This is a genomic window from Corallococcus sp. Z5C101001, from assembly GCF_007352635.1.
Lineage (GTDB): Bacteria > Myxococcota > Myxococcia > Myxococcales > Myxococcaceae > Corallococcus > Corallococcus silvisoli.
This window is the reverse complement of sequence record NZ_VKLU01000005.1, coordinates 911,104-930,060: the sequence shown is the minus strand read 5'-3', so window position 1 is coordinate 930,060 and position 18,957 is coordinate 911,104. Positions and strand designations below refer to the sequence as shown.

The window sequence follows — 18,957 nt, the reverse complement described above, 5'->3', positions numbered from 1 at the left end:
TTGACGTCCCGGGGCGTGAACAGGTGCGATGCCGGGAATGTCCGTCTCCTTTCTGGTGTCCGTCGGGGTTGGCTGGCTGTTGGCGGGCGCACCCGCGCGGGTGGATCGCATCGTGCCGTGCACCCCGGATACGCCCGATTGGATCGCGGCGAGAGATGCGCTGAGCGCGCTCGACCAGCAGTTGGAGGCGCTCCCCGACGACGGGGACGTCGCCCCGGTGCGGACGGCCATGGCGTCCCTGCTGGGCCTGCGGTGTTTCGCGATCGCCCGTCAGGAGGAGACGCGCCCGCCGGTCGCGTGGGATGACGAAACGGATGTGTCGGCGCTCGCGTTGAAGGTGTGGTGGCGCGTCGGGGGAGAGGACTTCTTCGCGTCGCATCTGGAGCTCGGGGCTCCTGGGCGCCACAACATCGTGATTCCGCCGGACCTTCGCGAAGTGCTGACGCGCGAGCATTCTCCGAAACACCGGCTGGCGGACCTGCTGTGTCCCGCGAACGCAGGCGCGTGCGGCGTGGAGACCGAACCCTGGCTGCTGCGGGCGGAGCGGGCGTTCCAGTCGGAGAACCCGCGCCGCTCCGGCCTCTCCCGAGACAAACTCACTCCTCCCCTGGACTGCATGGCGGTGGCCCAGAAGAAGCCTTCGCGGCTGCGTTACGTCGCCTGGCGCGGGTGCCTGGGCGGGATCCAGGGCCCGCGGACCTTCCAGTCGGTCCTCCCCCTGGGGCGCATCCGCGCGCCGATGGATGGCTGGCTGGTGGTACGGGGTCGGCGGGGGCACTACAGCTTCTGTGATCAGCTCGATGCGTACCATCTGGGAACGGGCACCGCGTATCGCTCGAGCAGCTGCTCAAAACTGGTCTTGAAGTCCCGGGGCGATGTGGATGGGGCGGCCACGGATGCCACGCGGCAAGGCGAGGTGAAGGTGGGGCGTCTGGCGGCGGATCGCCTTCGCGAGTTGACGTGGATGCTGCTGCTCACGCCGGAGGTGCGCGACAACGTGCAGGTGGCGACTCAGCATGTTCCGGTGCCCAAGGGGCTGAGCATCGAATGGCCCACGAAGGACGGCTGGACCGAGGGGGGCGTGCTCGGAGGGGCGGTCGGAGGGGACTCGGGCCAGACGGTCCTGAGCTGGACGTGGTTTCCGCAGGGAAACGTGGAGCCTTTTTCGGGCACATGGACGTTCCCGTGGTCCTGGGCCGTCGGGGAGGACCACGCGGACATCCTCCTGGAGGAGGCCGAGTCAGCCTTCCTGGAAGAGTGCCCGGCGCTGGCGTTGCCGTCCCGGCTGCTCGACTTCACGCGCGAGCCTGGCGTCAACCACCTCGACGCTCCGAGCGGCGTGGCCGGAGTGCAAGACGCGCGCGTGGAGGCGCTGCGTTCGTGGCGGCCGTCTCCGGGATGCGCGCCCGGCAAGGACGGTGGGTGAGCCGCCACCGTTCCGCGATCCCATGCGAGCGGGAACGACCTGACGTTTGTAGGAGCAAGCAGTCGTCAGGGCAGGCAGCCGGGCGTCACCCAGACGACAGGGCCCTGGGGGGCTGGTGGCGAGGAGGGGGGGCCGGTTCATGCTGGCGCCCCATGAGCGTCCAACTCCCCGACGTCCTCCCTGACGAAGACGTGCTGGACTTCGTGCAGCGCCTCTCCGGTGGCTTCGATGTGCGTCTGTACCAGCAGGTGCTGGGCGCGGCGAACGCGTTCAAGGAAGGCGATGAAGCCATTGGCGTCGCGGCGGCGGACGAGGTGTCGCGCGAGCGAGCCCGGTTGCTGCTGTCGCGCACGCGGCTGGATGACGTTCACGCGCACCCGCCGTTCGAGGACCGGCTGTTCGTCTTCAACCTGGAGGCCTGGGATGAGGCGCGCTGGAAGGGCGTGGCGGACTGGACGCTGGGGCAGCTGAAGGACTTCCTGCTCACGGGGGAGGAGGCGGCCCTGTACGAGGTGCTGGACGGGCTGCCCAGCGACGTCATCGCGTGTGTCGTGAAGCTGATGAGCGACGCGGAGCTGAAGGCGGTGGGGGGCCGCGTGTTCCATCCGTTGCCGGGCAGCCGGGTGGGGGCTCGGGGCTATCTGGGTGCGCGGTTGCAGCCCAACTCGCCCACGGATCATCCGGAGGACATCCGCTGGCAGGTCCTCAACGGCTGGGCCTTCGCGGTGGGGGACGTGGTGCTGGGGACCAACCCGGTGTCGTCGGACCCCGCGACGGTCGCGGCGGTGGAGCTCGCGCTGCTCGACCTGCTGACGACCTTCGGCCTGGAAGACGTGATGCCCCACTGCGTGCTGGCCCACATCGACGTGCAGGCGCGGGTGGAGGCGATGCATCCAGGCACCACGGGCATCTGGTTCCAGAGCCTGGGTGGGAACGACGACGCCAACCGCACCTTCGACGTGACGCTGGAGAAGATGGTGGCGCACGCGGCCTCTCGCACGGGGCGATGGGGCCTGTACTTCGAGACGGGGCAGGGCGCGGACGCGACGAACGGGCATCACCACGGCACGGACATGCTCATCCACGAAGCGCGCAAGTACGGCTTCGCGAGGGCCCTGAAGCGCCGGGTCGCGCTGGCCCAGGAGGGCGCGGGGCGTGAGGCGGCGCCGTGGGTGCACGTCAACGACGTGGCGGGCTTCATCGGGCCAGAGGTGTTCCGCACGCGCGAGCAGCTGGTGCGCTGCTGCCTGGAAGACATCGTGATGGGCAAGCTGCACGGCCTCACGCTGGGCCTGGACGTGTGCTCCACGTTGCACATGGACGTGTCGCTGGACGACCTGGGCTGGTGCCAGGAGCAGCTCGCGGAGGCCGGGCCCGCGTACCTGATGGCGCTGCCCACGCGGAATGATCCGATGCTCAGCTATCTCACCACGGCCTTCCAGGACCACGTGTGGCTGCGCGAGCGGTACGGCCTGAAGGTGGATGACCGGATGGGGTCCTTCTTCCAGCGGCTGGGGGTCATCGACGCCGACGGCCGGCCCACGGAGCACTTCGGGGATCCGCGTCACGTCTACGTGCAGTACCGCCGGCACAAGGGGGACTCGCGGCCAGAGGCGGTGCTGCGCGCGGAGGCGGAGGCGCGGATGGCGGAGGTCGGCGCCCGTGGCGTGCCGCTGGCGGTCGGTCACGGCGACGAGGTCTGGACGCTGGAGCCTTCGCTGGAGAAGGAGCTGCGGCGGCTGTACGAGGACGCCAAGGTGGGGCTGTGGTCGGAGCTGTCCGACGAGGCGGTGGAGGCCGTGCCCGGCGCGGTGCGGGTGCGGACGTGCTCCGAGGACCGACGCGACTACATCCTGCACCCGCCGTCGGGCGAGTCGCTGGACGCGACGTCGGAAGCCCTGGTGAGGGCGCTGCGGGAGCAGCGGGCGGGACAGTGGGACGTGCAGGTCGTCATCTCGGATGGGTTGGATCCGCGCTCGTTGATGGACGCGGGCCACCTGGCGCCCTTCCTGGACACGCTGCGCACGGCGCTGGCGTCAGAGGGCTGGAGCGTGGCCCCCGAGGTCCTGGTGATGAAGCACGGCCGTGTGCGAGCGGGCTATCAGGCCGGGCAGTTGCTGTTCGGCGACCCAGGCGACGCAAGGCCGCGCGCCCTGGTGCACGTGATTGGCGAGCGCCCCGGTTCGGGTCATCACGCCTACTCGGCGTACCTGACGGCGCCGGCCGCGAGCACCTGGGCCCGGCCGGGCGCGGTGGACCACGACCGCACGCGGCTCATCGCCGGTATCTCCGACACGAGCGTGCGTCCGGAAGATGCCGCGCACGAAGCGGTGCGCATCATCGCGGAGCTGGCGGAGAACGCGCGCACGGTGCCCCCGAGCGCTGGCGACACGGCGGCCATGGGCTGAGACATGGGGCCGTGCGTTCGAGGCTCCAGTGGAAAAAGGGACCGGCACCGGGAGCGGGCCGGGGGAGGCCCGCTCCTTCCGGTGCCGGTATCGCGCACATGGCCAGGCGCGACGGGATGTTCCTAACGGCCCCCTCCTCCCGCCGCGATTCTTTTCCCTTCCCGAGGGGGAGGCAGCCAGCCGGCCGCTCTCACGGGCGGGCGCCGCGCCGGTCTCAGCGCGGCATCCGGAGCTTGATGTTGAACGTGTAGGACACATTCACCGGACGGCCCTGGAAGGTCATGGGCTGATACGTGCGCGAGTTGAGGGACGACAACACGGCGTCGTCCATGAACGGCAACCCCTTGAGGATGCGGCAGTCCCGCACGCGGCCCTCCGAGGTGATGACGCACTTGGCGACGATGACGCCTTCCACGCCCGCGAGCTGCGCCTCCCGCGTGTAGCTGAACTGCGCGCCCTGGAGCATCACCGGCGGCGTCATCCCTCCCTGGAAGGGAAGCACCTCGGTGCCGGTGGGGCCGTCGGACACGAGCCCCTGCACGCCAATGGCGCCAATGGGGCTGGTGCTCGTCGGATCCCCGTTCGGGTCGCCCACCGGGTCGCTCGCTCCCGGATCCGTCGTGTTGGTCGTGTTCGCCGCGTCCGCCACGCTCGTCGGCCCCGGATCCGGCTTCGGCTCCGGCAGCGTCGTCGGCATCGGCCGCGGCTCGCGCGGGATGCGGTCGACGCGCGGCTTGGGCTTCGATGCCGGCGGGGTGGTCGGCTTCGGCTGCGCGGCTTGCTTCACGCCCTTCTGGATGGAGGGCGGGTTGAAGACGAGGACGGGCAGCTCCGGCTCGAGCGTCTCGGGCAGCCGGCCGGAGATGAAGAACACGAGGCCCAGGAGCCCCGCGTGCACGCTGATGGACACCCACGCGCCCGTGCCGAACCGTCCCGAGCGCAACCCTCGCCGTTCGATGACCGACTCAAACATCTGACCCGCCTCCTGGTTGGGGCGGACGCTCCAGGCGTCCCGTCCCCTCAAGAAGCAACGTACGGAGTCGCGAGGCCCGGAGGGCCGACAGCGCTCCATGTCTCGGTCATCGTTCGGTCATGACGTGCCGCCGCCCAGCACTTCCATGCGGTAGCCCACGCCGCGCAGCGTGTGGATGGTGAAGCCCGACGTGCTCGTCCACCCGAGCTTCTTCTTCAGGTTCGACACGAAGTTGTCCACCGTGCGCGGATCCACGACGACGTCGCGGCCCCACACCGCGTCCAGGATCTCTCCTCGGGGAAGCGCGCGGTCGCGGTGCCGCAGCAGGTACGCCAGCAGGTCGAACTCCGTGCGCGTCAGGTCCAGCTCTCCGCCGTCCGTCCGCAGCACCGCCCTGCGGCCCAGGTCCAGCGTGAAGGTCCCGAAGGTCATCACCTGCGGCGGCGCCGTGCCGGACCTGCGCACCAGGGCCCGCACGCGCGCCAGCAGCTCGCGCAGCCGGTAGGGCTTGGTGAGGTAGTCCTGCGCGCCGGCCTCGAAGCCGCGCACCAGGTCGTCCTCCAGCGAGCGCGCGGTGAGCATCAGCACCATGCTCTTGACGCCCTCCGCGCGCAGCCGGCGGCAGAAGCCGTAGCCGTCCTCGCCCGGCAGCATCACGTCCAGGATGAGCAGGTCGAATGCCTTCGCCTGGAGGTGGGGCGCCGCGTCCTTCGCGGAAGGGGCGTCCGTCACGTCGTAGCCCTCGTCGCGCAGGTTGTCGCGCAGGCCCAGGCGCAGGTTGGCGTCGTCCTCGACGATGAGGATGGAGGGGCGGGTGGAGGAATGCGTCTGCGTCGTCATCTGCGTGTCTCGGGAAAGGTCAGCGCGAAGGTGGTGCCCTCCGGGCTGGAGGAGGCCACCTGGATGCTGCCCTGGTGCAGGCCCATGATTCTGCGGCACAGCGCCAGCCCCAGGCCACTGCCGTGCACTTCCGGCCCGGGCTGCGTCAGCCGGTAGAAGTCCTGGAAGACGCGCTCCCACTCCTCCGGGGGGATGCCCACGCCGTTGTCGCTGAAGAGCACCGTGGCGCCGTAGCCCGGCTGCGGATACGCACGCACGGTGAGCACCACCGGGCTGCGCTGGTTGTAGAGGCAGGCGTTGCGGCCCAGGTTGGCGAAGAGCATCCGGACGAGCGACGCGTCCGCGTCCAGCTCCACGTCCTCCACCTCCGAGCGCAGCTCCACCGGCACCGTGATGGCGTCCTGCAGGTCGTCCCGCAGCGTGCCCACCGCCTCTTCCAAGCGGACCCTCGCGGGCCTCAGCGCCCACCGCCCCTTGTCGATGCGGTTGAACGACAGGATGTTCTCCACCAGGAAGTGCAGGCCCTCCGCCGCGCGCACGATGCGGGTGGGGTAGTCCGCGGCCTCCGGGCTGTGGCCCAGCCTGCGCTCCAGCGTCTCGCCCAGCAGGCGGATGGACGCGAGCGGCGTGCGCAGCTCATGCGACACCGTGGAGACGAAGTCGCTCTTGAGCTCCACGAAGCGGTACTTGCGCTGCTGGGCCACCACCGCCAGCGCGGCGATGGCCGACGCCAGCCCGCCGCACGCCGCCACCAGCAGCGTCTTGAGGCCGTAGCGCGCCTCGATGTCCGCCTCCGCCGCGGCCCAGCCCGGCGTGGCCACCTCCAGCCCCGGCTGCGACAGGGGCCGCACCACGCCTCCGGGGCCCAGCCGCACCTGGGCGTCCCTCGTGATGAGGTCCCTGGCGCGCAGCTCCCGCGTCACGTCCGCGAGCAGCGCGGGCAGGTCCACGGACAGTCCGCGCACCTGCTCGGCCGCGGGCTCCACGTACCATTGCTCGGCCAGGAGCGTGGGGCCCTCCAGCGCTTCGGGCATCACCAGCGCCCCCGCGCCCGCCTCCTGCACGCGCGCCTCGAACGCGTCACTGGGCTCGTGCAGCAGCTGGCTCAACGCCACGATGCGCGTCTGGAGGAAGTCGAAGTCCGCCCGGGTGAGCCGGGGCCGCGCGCGCAGCAGGTCCCGCTGCAGGCCCGCGCCCCGCGCCATGCCCCCCAGCTCCTCCGGCAGGCCTTCGCGCACCAGCGACCGGATGAGGAACGGCGTCGCGTCCCCGCGTTGCAGGTGCTCCACCACGAGCAGCGTGAAGGGCAGCTCCTGCTCGGCTGGCAGCGGATGCGCGGCGTGGTAGCGCAGCAGCGCCTCCACCGCAGCGTTCGTGCGGCCCTCGTTGCCGGTGGCCAGGGCCGTCTCCACCGCGCGCAGCTTCGCCAGCCGCTCCTGGAAGGGCTGGGGCACGGGTCCATCCTCGAGCGCCCGGGCCAGGAACGCGTAGGTGACCTGCGCGGGGGCCTCCACGCCGTCCCGGAGCCGGTCCACGCGGGGCAGGAACTGGTGGCCCCGGAAGAGCAGGTAATAACCCTCCGCGGGCAGCAGCGGATCCCCCACGGCCGAGTTCAGGTTCGGCAACTGGGCCTTCATCCGCTGCGCGAGCGCGGTGCGCAGCGACTCCGCGGCGAGCTGTCCCAGCGCCTCACGCCCGGAGCGGACCTGCGCGCGGGCGTCCTCGCGCTCCTGGGTGAAGATGCGCTGAAGGCTCACCAACCCCCAGCCGAGGGCCAGCAGTCCACAACCCAGGGCCAGCAATGTGGGAAGGAGTCGGCGCAGCATTCGCGTCCATACGGAGTGTAGCAGTGTCGGCGGGATTACGGGCCTTTGGCCCGCGGGATGAATAAATAGGAGCGGCCCCGCGTCCCCTCAGGGTCTGAAGATCGGAGACGAAGTCATGGGTTCTCGATGGTGGGTCTGTTTGGTAGTCGGTCTGGCCACCCAGGGGGCGCTCGCGCAGACCGCACCGGTCGCCGCGGACGACTGGGGCGATGATGCATACGGCGAGCAGTCCAACGCGGAGGATTCCGGGCCTGTCGCGCCCAGCCCGCCGCCCGACCTGCCGGCCGAGTCTCCGACCCCTCGCCCGTACGCCGGCGCGGTGTGGACGTCCGGGCACTGGTATTGGGATGGCGACCAGTGGCAGTTCAAGTCCGGAGGCTGGGTGGAGCGCATGCCCGGCTACCAGTACGTCAATGGCTACTGGGCGCAGGACGAGGACGTCTGGCGCTGGGTGTCCGGCGGCTGGGCGCAGCAGGGCTCCACGGAGGTGGAGATTCCCGTGGAGGTCGCCAGCGAGGACGTGACGGCGACCCAGGCGCCGCCGCCGCTGCGCGTGGAGGCGCCTCCCCCCGCGCCGGCCACCGACTACACGTGGGCGCCGGGCTACTGGTACTGGGGCGTCAACGGCTATGAGTGGATCTCGGGCTCGTGGATGGCGCCGCCGCGTCCAGGCCTGGTGTTCGTGTCACCGCGCTGGATCCGCCGCGGGCCTTCCTACGTGTTCGTCGGCGGCGGCTGGGCGTGGAACGGCTCCGTGCGCGTCATCGTCCCGGTGTACCGCCACGCGAGCATCGCGGTGTCCTTCGGCCGCCCGAACCCCTTCCTGCGCACCTGGTACCGGTATCCGGGCGTGTCGTGGCGCTACTACGGCTACGGCTACCACCGCTACAACCCGGGCTACTACGGCGGCTACCGGCGGCCGGGCAACTACTACGGCTCGCGTTCGCACCCGGCGTCACCCGGTCCCCGCTACCACCCGTCCAATGGCGGCTACGGCAATGGCCGCCCCGGTGGGGGCTACCACCCGTCGGGCGGCGGTAGGGGCGGAGGCAGCTCCAGCGGCGTCCACCAGCAGTCGAACGGCGGAAGCAGTGGCGGCTGGGGCGGCACCCGCGGGAGTCCCCCGGGTGGGCGTGGCTCGGGTGGCGGCGTCCATCAGACGAGCGGTGGCTCCAGCGGGTGGGGCGGCGGTTCCGGCGGCGTCCGCTCGTCGAGCGGTGGCTCCGGTGGCGGTTGGGGCGGCGGCGGTTCCGGCGGCGTCCGCTCGTCGAGCGGTGGCTCCGGTGGCGGTTGGGGCGGCGGCGGTTCCGGCGGCGTCCGCTCGTCGAGCGGTGGCTCCGGTGGCGGTTGGGGCGGCGGCGGTTCCGGCGGCGTCCGCTCGTCGAGCGGTGGCTCCGGTGGCGGTTGGGGCGGCGGCGGTTCCGGCGGCGTCCGCTCGTCGAGCGGTGGCTCCGGTGGCGGTTGGGGCGGCGGCGGTTCCGGCGGCGTCCGCTCGTCGAGCGGTGGCTCCGGTGGCGGTTGGGGCGGCGGCTCCCACGGCTCGGGCCGTGGCGGTGGCGGCCACGGCGGTGGGGGTGGCCACGGTGGTGGCCACCGCTGAAGGGTGACGACCGATGGGCCGGGTCAGACCTCGACCTGGCCCATCAGCCACGCCTCCAGCTCCCCCAGCTCGCGCTCCTGGCTGGGGTGGCGGGCGCGGACCTCCGCGACGGCCTGCCGCATCCCGTCGCGGCTGTGCGGCTTGTTGACGAGCGCCGCCTGCAGGTCCTGCACGAGGTCCGGGTAGAGCGCATCCGAGAAGACCTGCGCGCGCGTGATGTGGCTGTTCTCCGTGTCGACGTGGACCTCGAAGAAGCCCCACGACAGGTACTCCACCATCTGGTGGCTGAAGCGGGGCGCGTTGCCGAAGCGCCAGTCCCACGACGCATAGTGTTCGAAGGTGCGCTTGAGCGACGGCTGGCTTTCGAGGAACGACGGCTCCAGCAGCTCCGGCTCCGCGGTGCCCCCGTGGAAGTCGCAGAAGGCGCCCATCATCGCCTTCACCAGGGCTTCGTGTGACGCGTCCGGCTGGAGGTCGCGGATGTTCATCACCCGCGAGCGCACCGACGCGCTGCCCTTGGACTCCAGCTTCTTGGGGTGCGGCGTGAGGTAGTTGGCCAGCCGCGACAGGTTGGCGTTGATGAGGAACGTGCCGTGGTGGAAGGCGCGGTCCTTCGTCTCGCGGTACGCGCTGCCGCTGATCTTCCGGGGCCCGTCCTCCAGCGGAATCACCAGGTCGTTGCGCCCGGACGCCTGCGCCGTCACGCCCATCCGCGACAGCGCGTCCAACAGGATGGTGATGTTCGCGGACTTGTTGTAGCCCTCCTTCGCGGACAGGAACGTGAAGCAGGTGTTGCCCAGGTCATGGAACACCGCGCCTCCGCCGCTCGTGCGCCGCGCGAGGAAGACCTGGTCCTCCTCCATCCGCTTGAGGTTGCACTCGGACCAGGGGTTCTGGTTGCGGCCGATGACGACGGTGTTGTCGTTGCGCCAGAGGAAGAGCGTCTGGGTGCGAGGGTCCAGCTCGCGGAAGATCCAATCCTCCGTCGCGAGGTTGAACCAGGGGTTGTACGTCTCCGACAGGAGGATGCGGACTCGCGGTGCTTGAGACATGGGCGCGGAGCATAGCCGCTGGCCTCGCTCCCAAGGCACCTCCGCGCCGTCCGCCGGGGGACATCCCCCAGGGCCTCAGGGTGATGGCCTCGCGGCGCGTGGGTCGGGAGACTCGCTGTCCGTCGGGGGCGCGCGGGGCTTGTCGCGCCGGGGGGACGACCATGCGTGGAGTGTTTTCCCTGTCACGGCCGCACGTGGGTGGGCCGGTGGTGTTGTGGGGTGGGGCGTTGCCGTCCGGAAGCCTCAAGTATCTCACCTTCGCGCGCTACCTGGCCGCGATGCCGCCGGGGGCTCGTGGGCTGGTGGAGGTGTCCGGTGCGTCCAGCGCCCTGGCCTTGGACCTCCTGGGCCGCGAGCGAGGCCTGCCCACGGTGGCGCTGACGGACGTCGTGGGGGAGGCGTACCTCCGGGACCACGGCTTCGGGGGGAAGGTGCGCCACGCGGACTCGCACGCGAGCATGTGGAAGCAGGCTCAGGACTTCGAGCGAGAGGGCTGGTGTTGGCCCCGGCAGCACACCAACGGCGCGCTGGTGGCGTGCGTGGAGTCCTGGGCGGCGAGCCTCCGCGCGCTGGTGTGCGAGCGCTTCCCGACGGTGCGGCACGTGGTGTGTGGCTTTGGCACGGGCGCGACGCTGGTGGGCCTGACGCGCGTGTTCACGGCCGGAGGCTTCACCGTCACCGGTCTGCAGCCGGCGCCCGGCAGGCCGCTGCCCGGCTGGCGCACGTGGGCGGGCCAGAACCTGGGGCAGGAGGACCTGTTCTTCGCGCACCACGCGCGCATCCCCCTCGCCACGGCGGCGCCCGCGTCCGACCCGTTCAACGCGCTCCTGGGCTGGGCCCGGGCCCGGCCCCATCCGGATCAGGTGCTCGTCATCGCGCACAACGCGCGCGAGCAGGCCGCCGTCGCGGAGCACGCCGCCGCGCGGGCCTGACGGGAGGCGGTTGGCGGCGCGGGGGCGCAAGCCGCGCGCTCACCGCGGCCACTCCGTCGCGTGGGAACGCGGCCACGTGGGACAGCTCGCGCTCGGCCAGCCGCAGGAGCGTCCGCGCCAGTCCCGGTGAGTCGCCCTCCAGCGCCCGGGCCAGCTCGCCTCCGGTGCCCGGATACACCCGCTCCACGCGGCGCAGGGCATCCAACCCATCCAGCAGGGACGCCTCCGCGGCGGGGACGTGGCGGGCCAGCAGCACGCAGAACAGACGCACCGCCTCCTCCAGCCGAGCGCGTCCGCTGAGCACCTCGCCGCGGGTGTGGCGCCCCAGGCCCACCAGCACCTGCGTGAGCCATTGGCCGAACAGAGAGGCGTCGTCCGGCGCCGTGCGCTGGAGCTCCGCCGCGGTGTCTCTCGCGCGCTCGTCCATCCGGTCCGCCACGCCGCCCCGGTCCAGGAGCACGCGGCAGCGATTGACTCGCGCGTACGCCAGCTCCTCCAAATCGAACACCGCGAACTCCAGCAGGTGCCCATCCCGGTACACGACCTTGAGGCCGTGGGCCGTCTCACGGAACGCCAGCGCGATGTCTTCCGCGCGCGGCAACCACGCGCGCTCCTGTCGCAATGTTTCAGCGTGTCCCGGCCACGCGATGGCGAAGAAGTCGTGGTCGCTGAAGGCGTCCGGCAGGTAGTCCCGCGCCGCCATTGAACCCAGCGCCACGAGCCCCCGGAAACGGCCGTCCGCGTCAGCCCTGCGCGTCAACTCCGTGGTGAAGGCCTGATAGGCGTCCGCGTCCAAGGGCACTCTCCTCTGGGCTGACCCCGCATCCTGCCATCGCGACGCGAAGCGTTGGGTGTGGCGCGACGCGTTGAGAAGTGATTGCGCATTGCGTCTCGATTCATGACGCAAAGAGTCGCAGAGGGAAGAGAGGCCAGACACGCGCGGCTTGCATGATCCGGACCTGACATGCATTGCGGTTAAATCCGAGGTTGGCTTGATTTTTATCAGTGTCTCGCCTTATGGGCTGATTCGCGGGTCAACGTTTTCGATGATCCGCCCTCCCCCAGGAGCCTGTATGCGAAACGCCGTCCGGACCCTCGTTCTGACTGTCGCGGTTCTTGCTGTTTGGGCGCGGCCTGCCCGTGCCGCGGATACGTACACGCAGACGAAGTACCCCATCGTGCTGGCGCACGGCATGGCGGGTTTTGATTCGCTGTTCGGAGTGCTGGACTACTTCTACGGCATCGAGTCCGAGCTGAAGTCGGGCGGCGCGAAGGTCTACATCACGCACGTTCCGCAGTTCAACACGAGCGAGGCGCGCGGCGAGGCGCTGCTGGCGCAGGTGCAGGACGTGCTCGCGCGCTCTGGCGCGAAGAAGGTGAACCTCATTGGTCACAGCCACGGCGGCCTGGACGTGCGCTACGTGGCGGCGGTGCGGCCGGACCTCATCGCCTCGGTGACGACGGTGGGCACGCCGCACAAGGGCGCGGACCTGGCGGACTACCTGCGCTCCAACCTGAAGGGCGGCTCGTTCACGGAGAGCGTGCTGGCGTACTTCGCGAACAGCCTGGGCACCGTGCTGGGCCTGCTGTCCGGCCACACGCAGCCCCAGGACGCCATCGCCGCGCTGGGGGCGCTGAGCAAGACGGGCACGTCGCAGTTCACCACCAAGTTCCCCGCGGGCATCCCCACCTCGTCCTGCGGCAGCGGCGCGGCGACGGGCGCGCAGGGGCAGCGCTACTACTCCTGGTCCGGCACCGACCCCTTCACCAACCTGTTCGATGCGTCGGACTACGCGCTGAAGCTGTCGTCCTTCTTCTACAGCGAGTCCAACGACGGCCTCGTGGGCCGCTGCAGCTCGCACTTCGGCACGGTGCTGCGTGACAACTACGACATGAACCACCTGGACGAGGTGAACCAGGTGCTGGGCCTCACCGCCTTCTTCACCGACCCGAAGTCGGTGTTCCGCAGCCAGGCGAACCGCCTGAAGGGCGCCGGCCTGTAGTCCGTGGAGCCCTCCGCCATGAAGAGCCGCGCCGTCATTCTCGTGGTCGCGCTGTGCGCCCTCCTGGGTGCCGGCGTCTTCTCGTGGTGGAGGGGCCAGGCGCAGGGCGCGCCCGGGCCTGAAGTGCCGAAGTCCGCGGAGCCTGTCGCCCAGGCTCCGCGCGCGGGCAAGGGGGCCGCGGCGGTTCCCGGGGTGACGGGCAACGCATCGCCGTCGCCGGGTTCGCCGCTGCCGCCGTTGCCCACGTCGCTCCAGGACACGGAGGAGGACGGCGCCGTCCTGGTGGACGCGTCCGGTCACCTGGTGACGAATCCGGACCTGCGCCGGTTCTTCAACTACTACCTGTCCGCGACGGGCGAGGAGTCCCCCTCGCTCATCCGCGAGCGCATCCTCGCGGCGCTGCGGGCGAAGCACCTGCCCCCCGCCGCCATGGACGAGGCCGTGCAGGTGCTGGACGACTACCTCTCCTATCTCGAAGCGGCCCGAGGCCTGGCGTCGAACCGGTCCGCCGCGACGATGGACACCGCCGAGCGCCTGGAGACGCTGCGCAAGCTGCGCCGCGAGCACCTGGGCGGCAGCGCGGACGGCCTCTTCGGGCAGGAGGAGGCGGTGGACGCGGTGGCCGTGGAGCGGCTGAAGCTCCAGAAGGACGCGTCGCTGACGCCCGAGGAGCGGGAGCAGCGCATCGCGGCCCTGGAGGAGCGGCTTCCTCCGGACGTGCGCGCCAGCCGCGAGGAGTCCGTGCGCCCCTTGCGACAGCAGGCCGTGGAGCAGGAGCTGCTGGCGGCGGGCGCGACGGCGGAGGACCTTCACCAACACCGGCTGTCCACCGTGGGGCCGGAGGCCACCGGACGGCTGGAGGCGCTGGATGCGGAGCGCGCGCAGTGGAAGCAGCGGCTGGCGGACTTCCGTGCGAAGCGCGAGGCGCTGACCCGCGGCGAGCCGGACCCGGCCCGGCGTCAGGCCGCGGTGCAGCGGCTGCTCTTCGACGCGTTCACCCCGGAGGAGCGCCTCCGGGTGGAGGCCGCGGACGCCATCGACGCGGCCTCCGGTTCCGGGGGCGGGTGAGGCCGCCTCAGGAGATCTTGAAGGGCTTCAGCTCGGAGACCTCCTCGAGCAGCAGGGGCTGCGCGTGGAGGTACGCGGTGGTGCGGCGCTTCTGGTCGATGTCGTCGTAGACGCGCTGGATCTGCTGGGGCGTGAGGCCCATCTCGCCGGAGACCTCCTCGGGCGGGATGCCGTGGTTCTTCGCCCAGAGGATGAGGTCCAGCTGTGAGTAGTGCACGGAGAAGTAGAAGTCCTCCTGCGACTGCTCCAGGCTGAAGGTGTCCGTGGTGGGCTCGCGGTCGAGGATGCCCTCGATGACGCCCAGGTGCCGCGCGAGCTTGTACGTCTGCGTCTTGTAGAGGCTGGCGATGGGCTTCACGTCCGCGGAGCCGTCGCCCAGCTTCACGAAGAAGCCCTGGTCATACTCCAGGCGGTTGGGCGTGCCGGACGCGGCGAAGTTCAGCCGGTCCGCGTGGAAGTACTCCATCATCTTGCGCACGCGCTGCTTGAAGTTGGTGGCCGCGACAATCTGCACGTAGGCCTGGGGCGTGAGGCGAAAGCGCTGCTCCTGCCCGTCCACCTGCACCACCACGTAGAAGACGTTGAGGGCGTCCGTGTTGAGCCGGTCGCCGTGCATGACGATCTTCCACTTCATGTCCGGCTGGAAGGCGGGGAACACGGAGCGCACCGCCGCGTCGCGCTGCGAATAGCACCCGGCGGCCTCCAGCACGGGCGCGATGTCGTGCAGCGTGTACTGGATGCCCAGCTTCTCGCAGAGCTCGCGGCCCAGCTTGGAGGACAGCCCGCTGGAGTCGCGCTCTGGCAGCAGCAGGCCGAAGACGCGGTCCGGTCCCAGCGCCCGCACCGCCAGCGCGGCCACGCACGCGGAGTCGATTCCGCCGGAGACCGCGACCACCAGCCCGCGCTTGCGCAGCTTCTTGAGGACGGCCTCCTTGAGCCCGCTCGACAGCGACGCGGCCTTGGCTTCCCAGTCCAGTTCCAGCACCTGCTTGGAGAACTTCATCGTCACGACGACCTCGATTCGGGGGAAGAGAGTGAAGACAGCACGCGCGCGCGCAGGTCGGCCTTGAGCACCTTGCCGGTGGGCCCGCGCGGGAGCGCTTCGGTGAACAGCACGTGGCGTGGCACCTTGTGGACCGGGAGCGCTTCGCGGCAGAAGCGGCGCAGGTCGTCCTCTTTCGGCGTGGCGCCCGGCTGGAGCACGACCGCCGCGCACGCGGCCTCTCCGCCCAGCTCGTCCGGCACGCCCACCACCGCCACCTCCAGCACCGCCGGGTGGCGCGCGAGCACGTGCTCCAGCTCCGCGGGGCTCACCCGGTGGCCGCCCACCTTGAGGATCTCCTTCGCGCGGCCCACCAGGAAGAAGAAGCCGTCCGCGTCGCGCCACGCGAGGTCGCCGGTCCACAGCCAACCGTCGTGGAGGATGGCGGCGGTGTCCTCGGGCGCGTCGAGGTAGCCGGGCGTGACGTTGGCGCCCTTCGCCACGAGCTGGCCCACCTCGCCGTCTGGCAGCGGCGCTCCATCCTCCGCGACCACGGCCAGCGTCACGCCGGGGATGCCCTGGCCGATGGAGCCCGCCTTGTCGGCGGCGCGAGCGGGCGGCAGATAGGACAGCCGCGCGGTGGCCTCCGTCTGGCCGTACATGACGAACAGCTCCGCGGGGTGGAAGGTCTCACGCGTCCAGCGCACCGTGTCCGGGGACATGCCGCCGCCGGCCTGGGTGAGGTAGCGCAGCGTGAGCTTCGCGAAGGCGTCCGGGGACGCCTGACGGCGCAGCAGCTCGAAGGTGAGGGGCACGCCCGCGAACCCGGTGCAGGACTCGGAGGCCATGGCCTCCAGCACGACCCGCGGGTACATGAAGCGCGGATCCAGGAACACGGAGCCGCCCGCGAGCAGGTGCGTTTGCAGCACGCTCTTCCCGTAGCAGTAGTGCAGGGGAAGGATGAGCATGGCGCGGTCGCGCGGCGTGAGGCCCAGGTACTCCACGATGGAGCGCGTGTTCGCCGCGATGTTGGCGAACGTCTGGACGACGCCCCGGGGCGTGCCGGTGCTCCCGGAGGTGTAGACGATGGACGCGGGGGCGTCCGGTGCCAGGGAGGGCAGGGCCGCCAGCGGCTCCACGGCGGCGTCTGGATCCACCGCGCCGTCCTCCTGCACCCACGTGCACGCGGCGGGCGTCAGCAGGGCGCGCATCCGCTCTGGAGGGCGGGCGGCGTGCACCACGAAGAAGTGGGTGAGCTGGGCGCGGCCCGTCCAGCGGCGCGCGTCCTGGCCGAAGATGACGGCGTGGCGAGCCCCCGTCTGCGCGAGGATGCCGGCCAGCGAATCCGCGCCTGTCTCGCGGTCCAGCTCCACCGCGCAAGCGCCCAGCGCCTGCACCGCGAGCCCCGCCACCGTGGCCGCGCAGCCCAGGGGCAGGGCGATGAGCACGCGCGTCCCCGGCCCCACCCCCGACGCCCGCAGCTGCCCCGCGAGCGCCAGCATCCTCGCTTCGAGCCGCGCATAGGTGAGCCGGCCCCACGGTGAGTCCACCGCCGGGGCCTCGGGGGTCGCTCGCGCGTGGGCGCGAACCCAGTCGGGCGCGGTGTCCGCGAGGGCGCTCACGCCGCCTCCAACTGGACCGCGTCCACATCCGCCCGTGGCACGGGGCTCGGGCGGAGGAAGTGATGCGCGAGCAGCTGCGTGGAGGCCACCGCGAACAGCGCCATGGTGTCCGCCTCGCTCTCCGCGGAGTTCGGCGCGCGCAGCTTCGCCACCAGCCGCTCCACCTTGCGCGCGTCGAAGACGCCCGTCGCGGCCACCGCGTCTGGCGCGAGCAGCTCGCGGGCCCACGTGGGCGCCTCCGGCCCCACCAGCGCGCCCGCGATGGGGGCGCGGTAGGGGAACTTGCTGCGCTCCAGGATGGAGGCGGGCACCCGGCCTCGCGAGAAGCGCTTGAGCAGGTGCTTCTCGTCCAGGCCCCTGAGGCGCAGCCGCTCCGGCACGCGCGCGGCGAACTCCATCACGCCGGTGTCCAGGAACGGGAAGCGGCCCTCCACCGCGTTGCCCAGCAGCATGCGGTCGCCCTGCGCGGACAGCAGGTACCCCGACAGGAGCGTGCGCGCCTCCAGGTACTGGGCCCTCGCCAGGGGGCGCCACCGGGCCACCGCCTCCGGCACCGTGGCCAGCACCGACGCCACCGGGTCCTCAGGGGCCACCTTCGCGGCGAACTCCGGCGCGAGGAAGCGCAGGATGCGCCCGCTGTTTCCCCAGCGCACCAGATGCGAGAAGCCCAGGGCGTCCGGCGTCTCCAGCCCCGTTCCGAAGAACTCGCGCAGCAGCTCCACGCTCTGCTGGCTCACCGACAGCGTGGGATACAGCCTGCGCAGCAGCAGCGGCCGGTACTTCGACGCCGGCTGACGCGCCCAGAACTGGCGCACCTGCGTCTCCTTGAAGAGGTCGTAGCCGAGGAACATCTCGTCCGACCCTTCCCCTGTCAGCACGACCTTGATGCCCTGGTCGCGCACCCAGCCGGAGAGCCGCAGGAAGGGCGCGGGCGCGGAGCGCATCATCGCCTGCTCGGCGTGGAAGATGACGCCCGGCACCAGCGCGCCAATGTCCCCGTCTCGCATCTCCACGACGCGGTGCTCGGTGCGCAGCTGCTCCGCCACGGTCGCCTGGTGCGCGCGCTCGTCGAACCGGGCGTGCGCGAAGCCCACGGAGAAGGTGCGCAGCGTGCCGCCCAGCTGCTCCTGCGCCAGCGCGCACAGGAGGCTGGAGTCCAGCCCGCCCGACAGGTACGCCGCCACCGGCACGTCCGCGCGCAGCCGCAGCCGCACCGCGCGCTCCAGGACCGCGCCCAGCTCCTCCAGCAGCCGGGGCGCGTCCGCCGGGTCCGGCGTCACGCCGAAGTCCAGGTCCCAGTAGCGCTGGAGCGTCAGCGTCCCATCGCGCCACCTCGCCGTGTGCGCGGGCGGCAGGAGCGACACGCCCTCGAAGGAGGTGCGCGGCGCCACCGGGGCCCACAGCTGGAAGGTCTGCTTGAGCCCCGCCGCGTCCAGCGCGGGCGTCACGAGCCCGCTCGCGAAGAGCGCCTTCGCCTCCGACGCGAACGCCAGCTGGCCGCGCGGCAGGCTCGCGAAGAACAGCGGGCAGATGCCCACGCGGTCGCGCGACATCCAGAGCGTGCGGTCGCGCGGATCCCACAGCGCGAAGGCCCACTGCCCCTCGAAGCGGCGCACGCAGTCGATGCCCCACGTGAGGAAGGCCGCGAGGATGACCTCCGTGTCGGAGCGCGTGCGGAAGGCATACACCCCCGACAGCTGCTCGCGCAGCTCCACGTGGTTGAAGATCTCCCCGTTGAAGACGACGGTGAGGCCGGTGGCCTCGTCGCGCATCGGCTGGTGGCCAGACGCCAGGTCGACGATGGACAGCCGCGCGTGCCCCAGCGCGGCGCCGTCCAGGAGCAGGGCGCGCTGCGCGTCCGGCCCCCGGTGCTTGATGCTGGCGGTCATGCGGCGCAGCCGGTCGGCGTGGAGCGCCGGGCCCGCGTCCTCGCCCGCCGGGAAGGTGAACCCCGCGATGCCGCACATGGGCGTCTCAGCTCGCCTTCGACAGCGCTTGCTTGCGGTCCACGAAGGCCACCACGCGCGCCAGCGAGTCCAGGTTCTCCGGCACCAGCTCCTTGTCGTCGAGCTTGATGTGGAACTCCGTCTCGATGAAGGCCACCAGCTCCATCATGCCGGTGGAGTCGATGAGGCCCTTGCGCAGGAACGAGTCGTCGTCCCCGAAGTCGTCCACGAAGAACGTGTCGACGATGAAGGTGCGCAGCGTGTCACGGGTGCTCATGG

15 protein-coding genes are annotated in these 18,957 nt (G+C 71.3%); 6 read left to right on the top strand and 9 right to left on the bottom strand.

Annotated features, from left to right (window positions below):
• The first annotated feature begins 37 nt into the window (after positions 1 to 37).
• A complete protein-coding gene (locus tag FOF48_RS14170) occupies positions 38 to 1,426 on the top strand; it encodes a hypothetical protein (protein ID WP_143901778.1) in 1,389 nt (462 codons plus the stop codon).
• 152 nt (positions 1,427 to 1,578) lie between these two features.
• The gene (eutB, locus tag FOF48_RS14165; RefSeq protein WP_143901777.1) at positions 1,579 to 3,834 is read left to right on the top strand and encodes an ethanolamine ammonia-lyase subunit EutB; all 2,256 of its coding nucleotides are present in this window, start codon (positions 1,579 to 1,581) and stop codon (positions 3,832 to 3,834) included.
• A 214-nt stretch (positions 3,835 to 4,048) separates the two neighbouring features.
• Here the strand turns inward: eutB and FOF48_RS14160 are convergent, their stop codons facing one another.
• The 3 genes from FOF48_RS14160 to FOF48_RS14150 form a co-directional block, all read right to left on the bottom strand.
• Entirely contained in the window at positions 4,049 to 4,807 is a 759-nt protein-coding gene (locus FOF48_RS14160; RefSeq protein ID WP_143901774.1) for an energy transducer TonB, read from the bottom strand.
• 117 nt (positions 4,808 to 4,924) lie between these two features.
• Positions 4,925 to 5,647, bottom strand: a complete 723-nt coding sequence (locus FOF48_RS14155; protein WP_143901772.1) for a response regulator transcription factor — start codon at positions 5,645 to 5,647, stop codon at positions 4,925 to 4,927.
• Positions 5,644 to 7,473 (bottom strand): HAMP domain-containing sensor histidine kinase, encoded by a 1,830-nt coding sequence (locus FOF48_RS14150; RefSeq protein WP_143901770.1) that lies wholly within the window; start codon positions 7,471 to 7,473, stop codon positions 5,644 to 5,646. Before FOF48_RS14150 ends, FOF48_RS14155 begins: the two co-directional genes overlap by 4 nt.
• 115 nt (positions 7,474 to 7,588) lie before the next feature.
• Here FOF48_RS14150 and FOF48_RS36460 point away from each other — a divergent pair, with 115 nt between their 5' ends.
• On the top strand, positions 7,589 to 9,073 hold the full coding sequence (locus FOF48_RS36460) for a hypothetical protein (protein WP_186001896.1): 1,485 nt from the start codon (positions 7,589 to 7,591) through the stop codon (positions 9,071 to 9,073).
• Positions 9,074 to 9,096: 23 nt separating this feature from the next.
• Here the strand turns inward: FOF48_RS36460 and FOF48_RS14135 are convergent, their stop codons facing one another.
• Positions 9,097 to 10,125, bottom strand: coding sequence for a lipoate--protein ligase (locus FOF48_RS14135; RefSeq protein WP_143901768.1), 1,029 nt, complete (start codon positions 10,123 to 10,125; stop codon positions 9,097 to 9,099).
• A gap of 161 nt (positions 10,126 to 10,286) precedes the next feature.
• On the opposite strand from FOF48_RS14135, the gene FOF48_RS14130 reads away from it, so the two are divergent.
• Positions 10,287 to 11,057, top strand: a complete 771-nt coding sequence (locus FOF48_RS14130) for a pyridoxal-phosphate dependent enzyme (protein WP_143901766.1) — start codon at positions 10,287 to 10,289, stop codon at positions 11,055 to 11,057.
• On the opposite strand, the gene FOF48_RS14125 is transcribed toward FOF48_RS14130, so the two are convergent.
• On the bottom strand, positions 10,996 to 11,853 hold the full coding sequence (locus FOF48_RS14125; protein ID WP_143901764.1) for a hypothetical protein: 858 nt from the start codon (positions 11,851 to 11,853) through the stop codon (positions 10,996 to 10,998). The genes FOF48_RS14130 and FOF48_RS14125 overlap by 62 nt on opposite strands.
• Before the next feature lie 277 nt (positions 11,854 to 12,130).
• Here FOF48_RS14125 and FOF48_RS14120 point away from each other — a divergent pair, with 277 nt between their 5' ends.
• Positions 12,131 to 13,060 (top strand): triacylglycerol lipase, encoded by a 930-nt coding sequence (locus FOF48_RS14120; protein WP_143901762.1) that lies wholly within the window; start codon positions 12,131 to 12,133, stop codon positions 13,058 to 13,060.
• A gap of 18 nt (positions 13,061 to 13,078) precedes the next feature.
• Entirely contained in the window at positions 13,079 to 14,128 is a 1,050-nt protein-coding gene (locus tag FOF48_RS14115; RefSeq protein ID WP_143901760.1) for a lipase secretion chaperone, read from the top strand.
• A 7-nt stretch (positions 14,129 to 14,135) separates the two neighbouring features.
• Here FOF48_RS14115 and nadE read toward each other — a convergent pair whose 3' ends face one another.
• The 4 genes from nadE to FOF48_RS14095 are packed head-to-tail and all read right to left on the bottom strand — an operon-like array spanning position 14,136 to position 18,955.
• Positions 14,136 to 15,131, bottom strand: a complete 996-nt coding sequence (gene nadE, locus FOF48_RS14110; protein ID WP_143902183.1) for an NAD(+) synthase — start codon at positions 15,129 to 15,131, stop codon at positions 14,136 to 14,138.
• A gap of 2 nt (positions 15,132 to 15,133) precedes the next feature.
• A complete protein-coding gene (locus FOF48_RS14105) occupies positions 15,134 to 16,732 on the bottom strand; it encodes a class I adenylate-forming enzyme family protein (protein ID WP_143901758.1) in 1,599 nt (532 codons plus the stop codon).
• The gene (gene asnB, locus FOF48_RS14100; protein WP_143901757.1) at positions 16,729 to 18,699 is read right to left on the bottom strand and encodes an asparagine synthase (glutamine-hydrolyzing); all 1,971 of its coding nucleotides are present in this window, start codon (positions 18,697 to 18,699) and stop codon (positions 16,729 to 16,731) included. Before asnB ends, FOF48_RS14105 begins: the two co-directional genes overlap by 4 nt.
• A 7-nt stretch (positions 18,700 to 18,706) precedes the next feature.
• Positions 18,707 to 18,955: an acyl carrier protein gene (locus tag FOF48_RS14095; protein ID WP_143901755.1), complete on the bottom strand. Its 249-nt coding sequence runs from the start codon at positions 18,953 to 18,955 to the stop codon at positions 18,707 to 18,709.
• Positions 18,956 to 18,957: the final 2 nt, after the last annotated feature.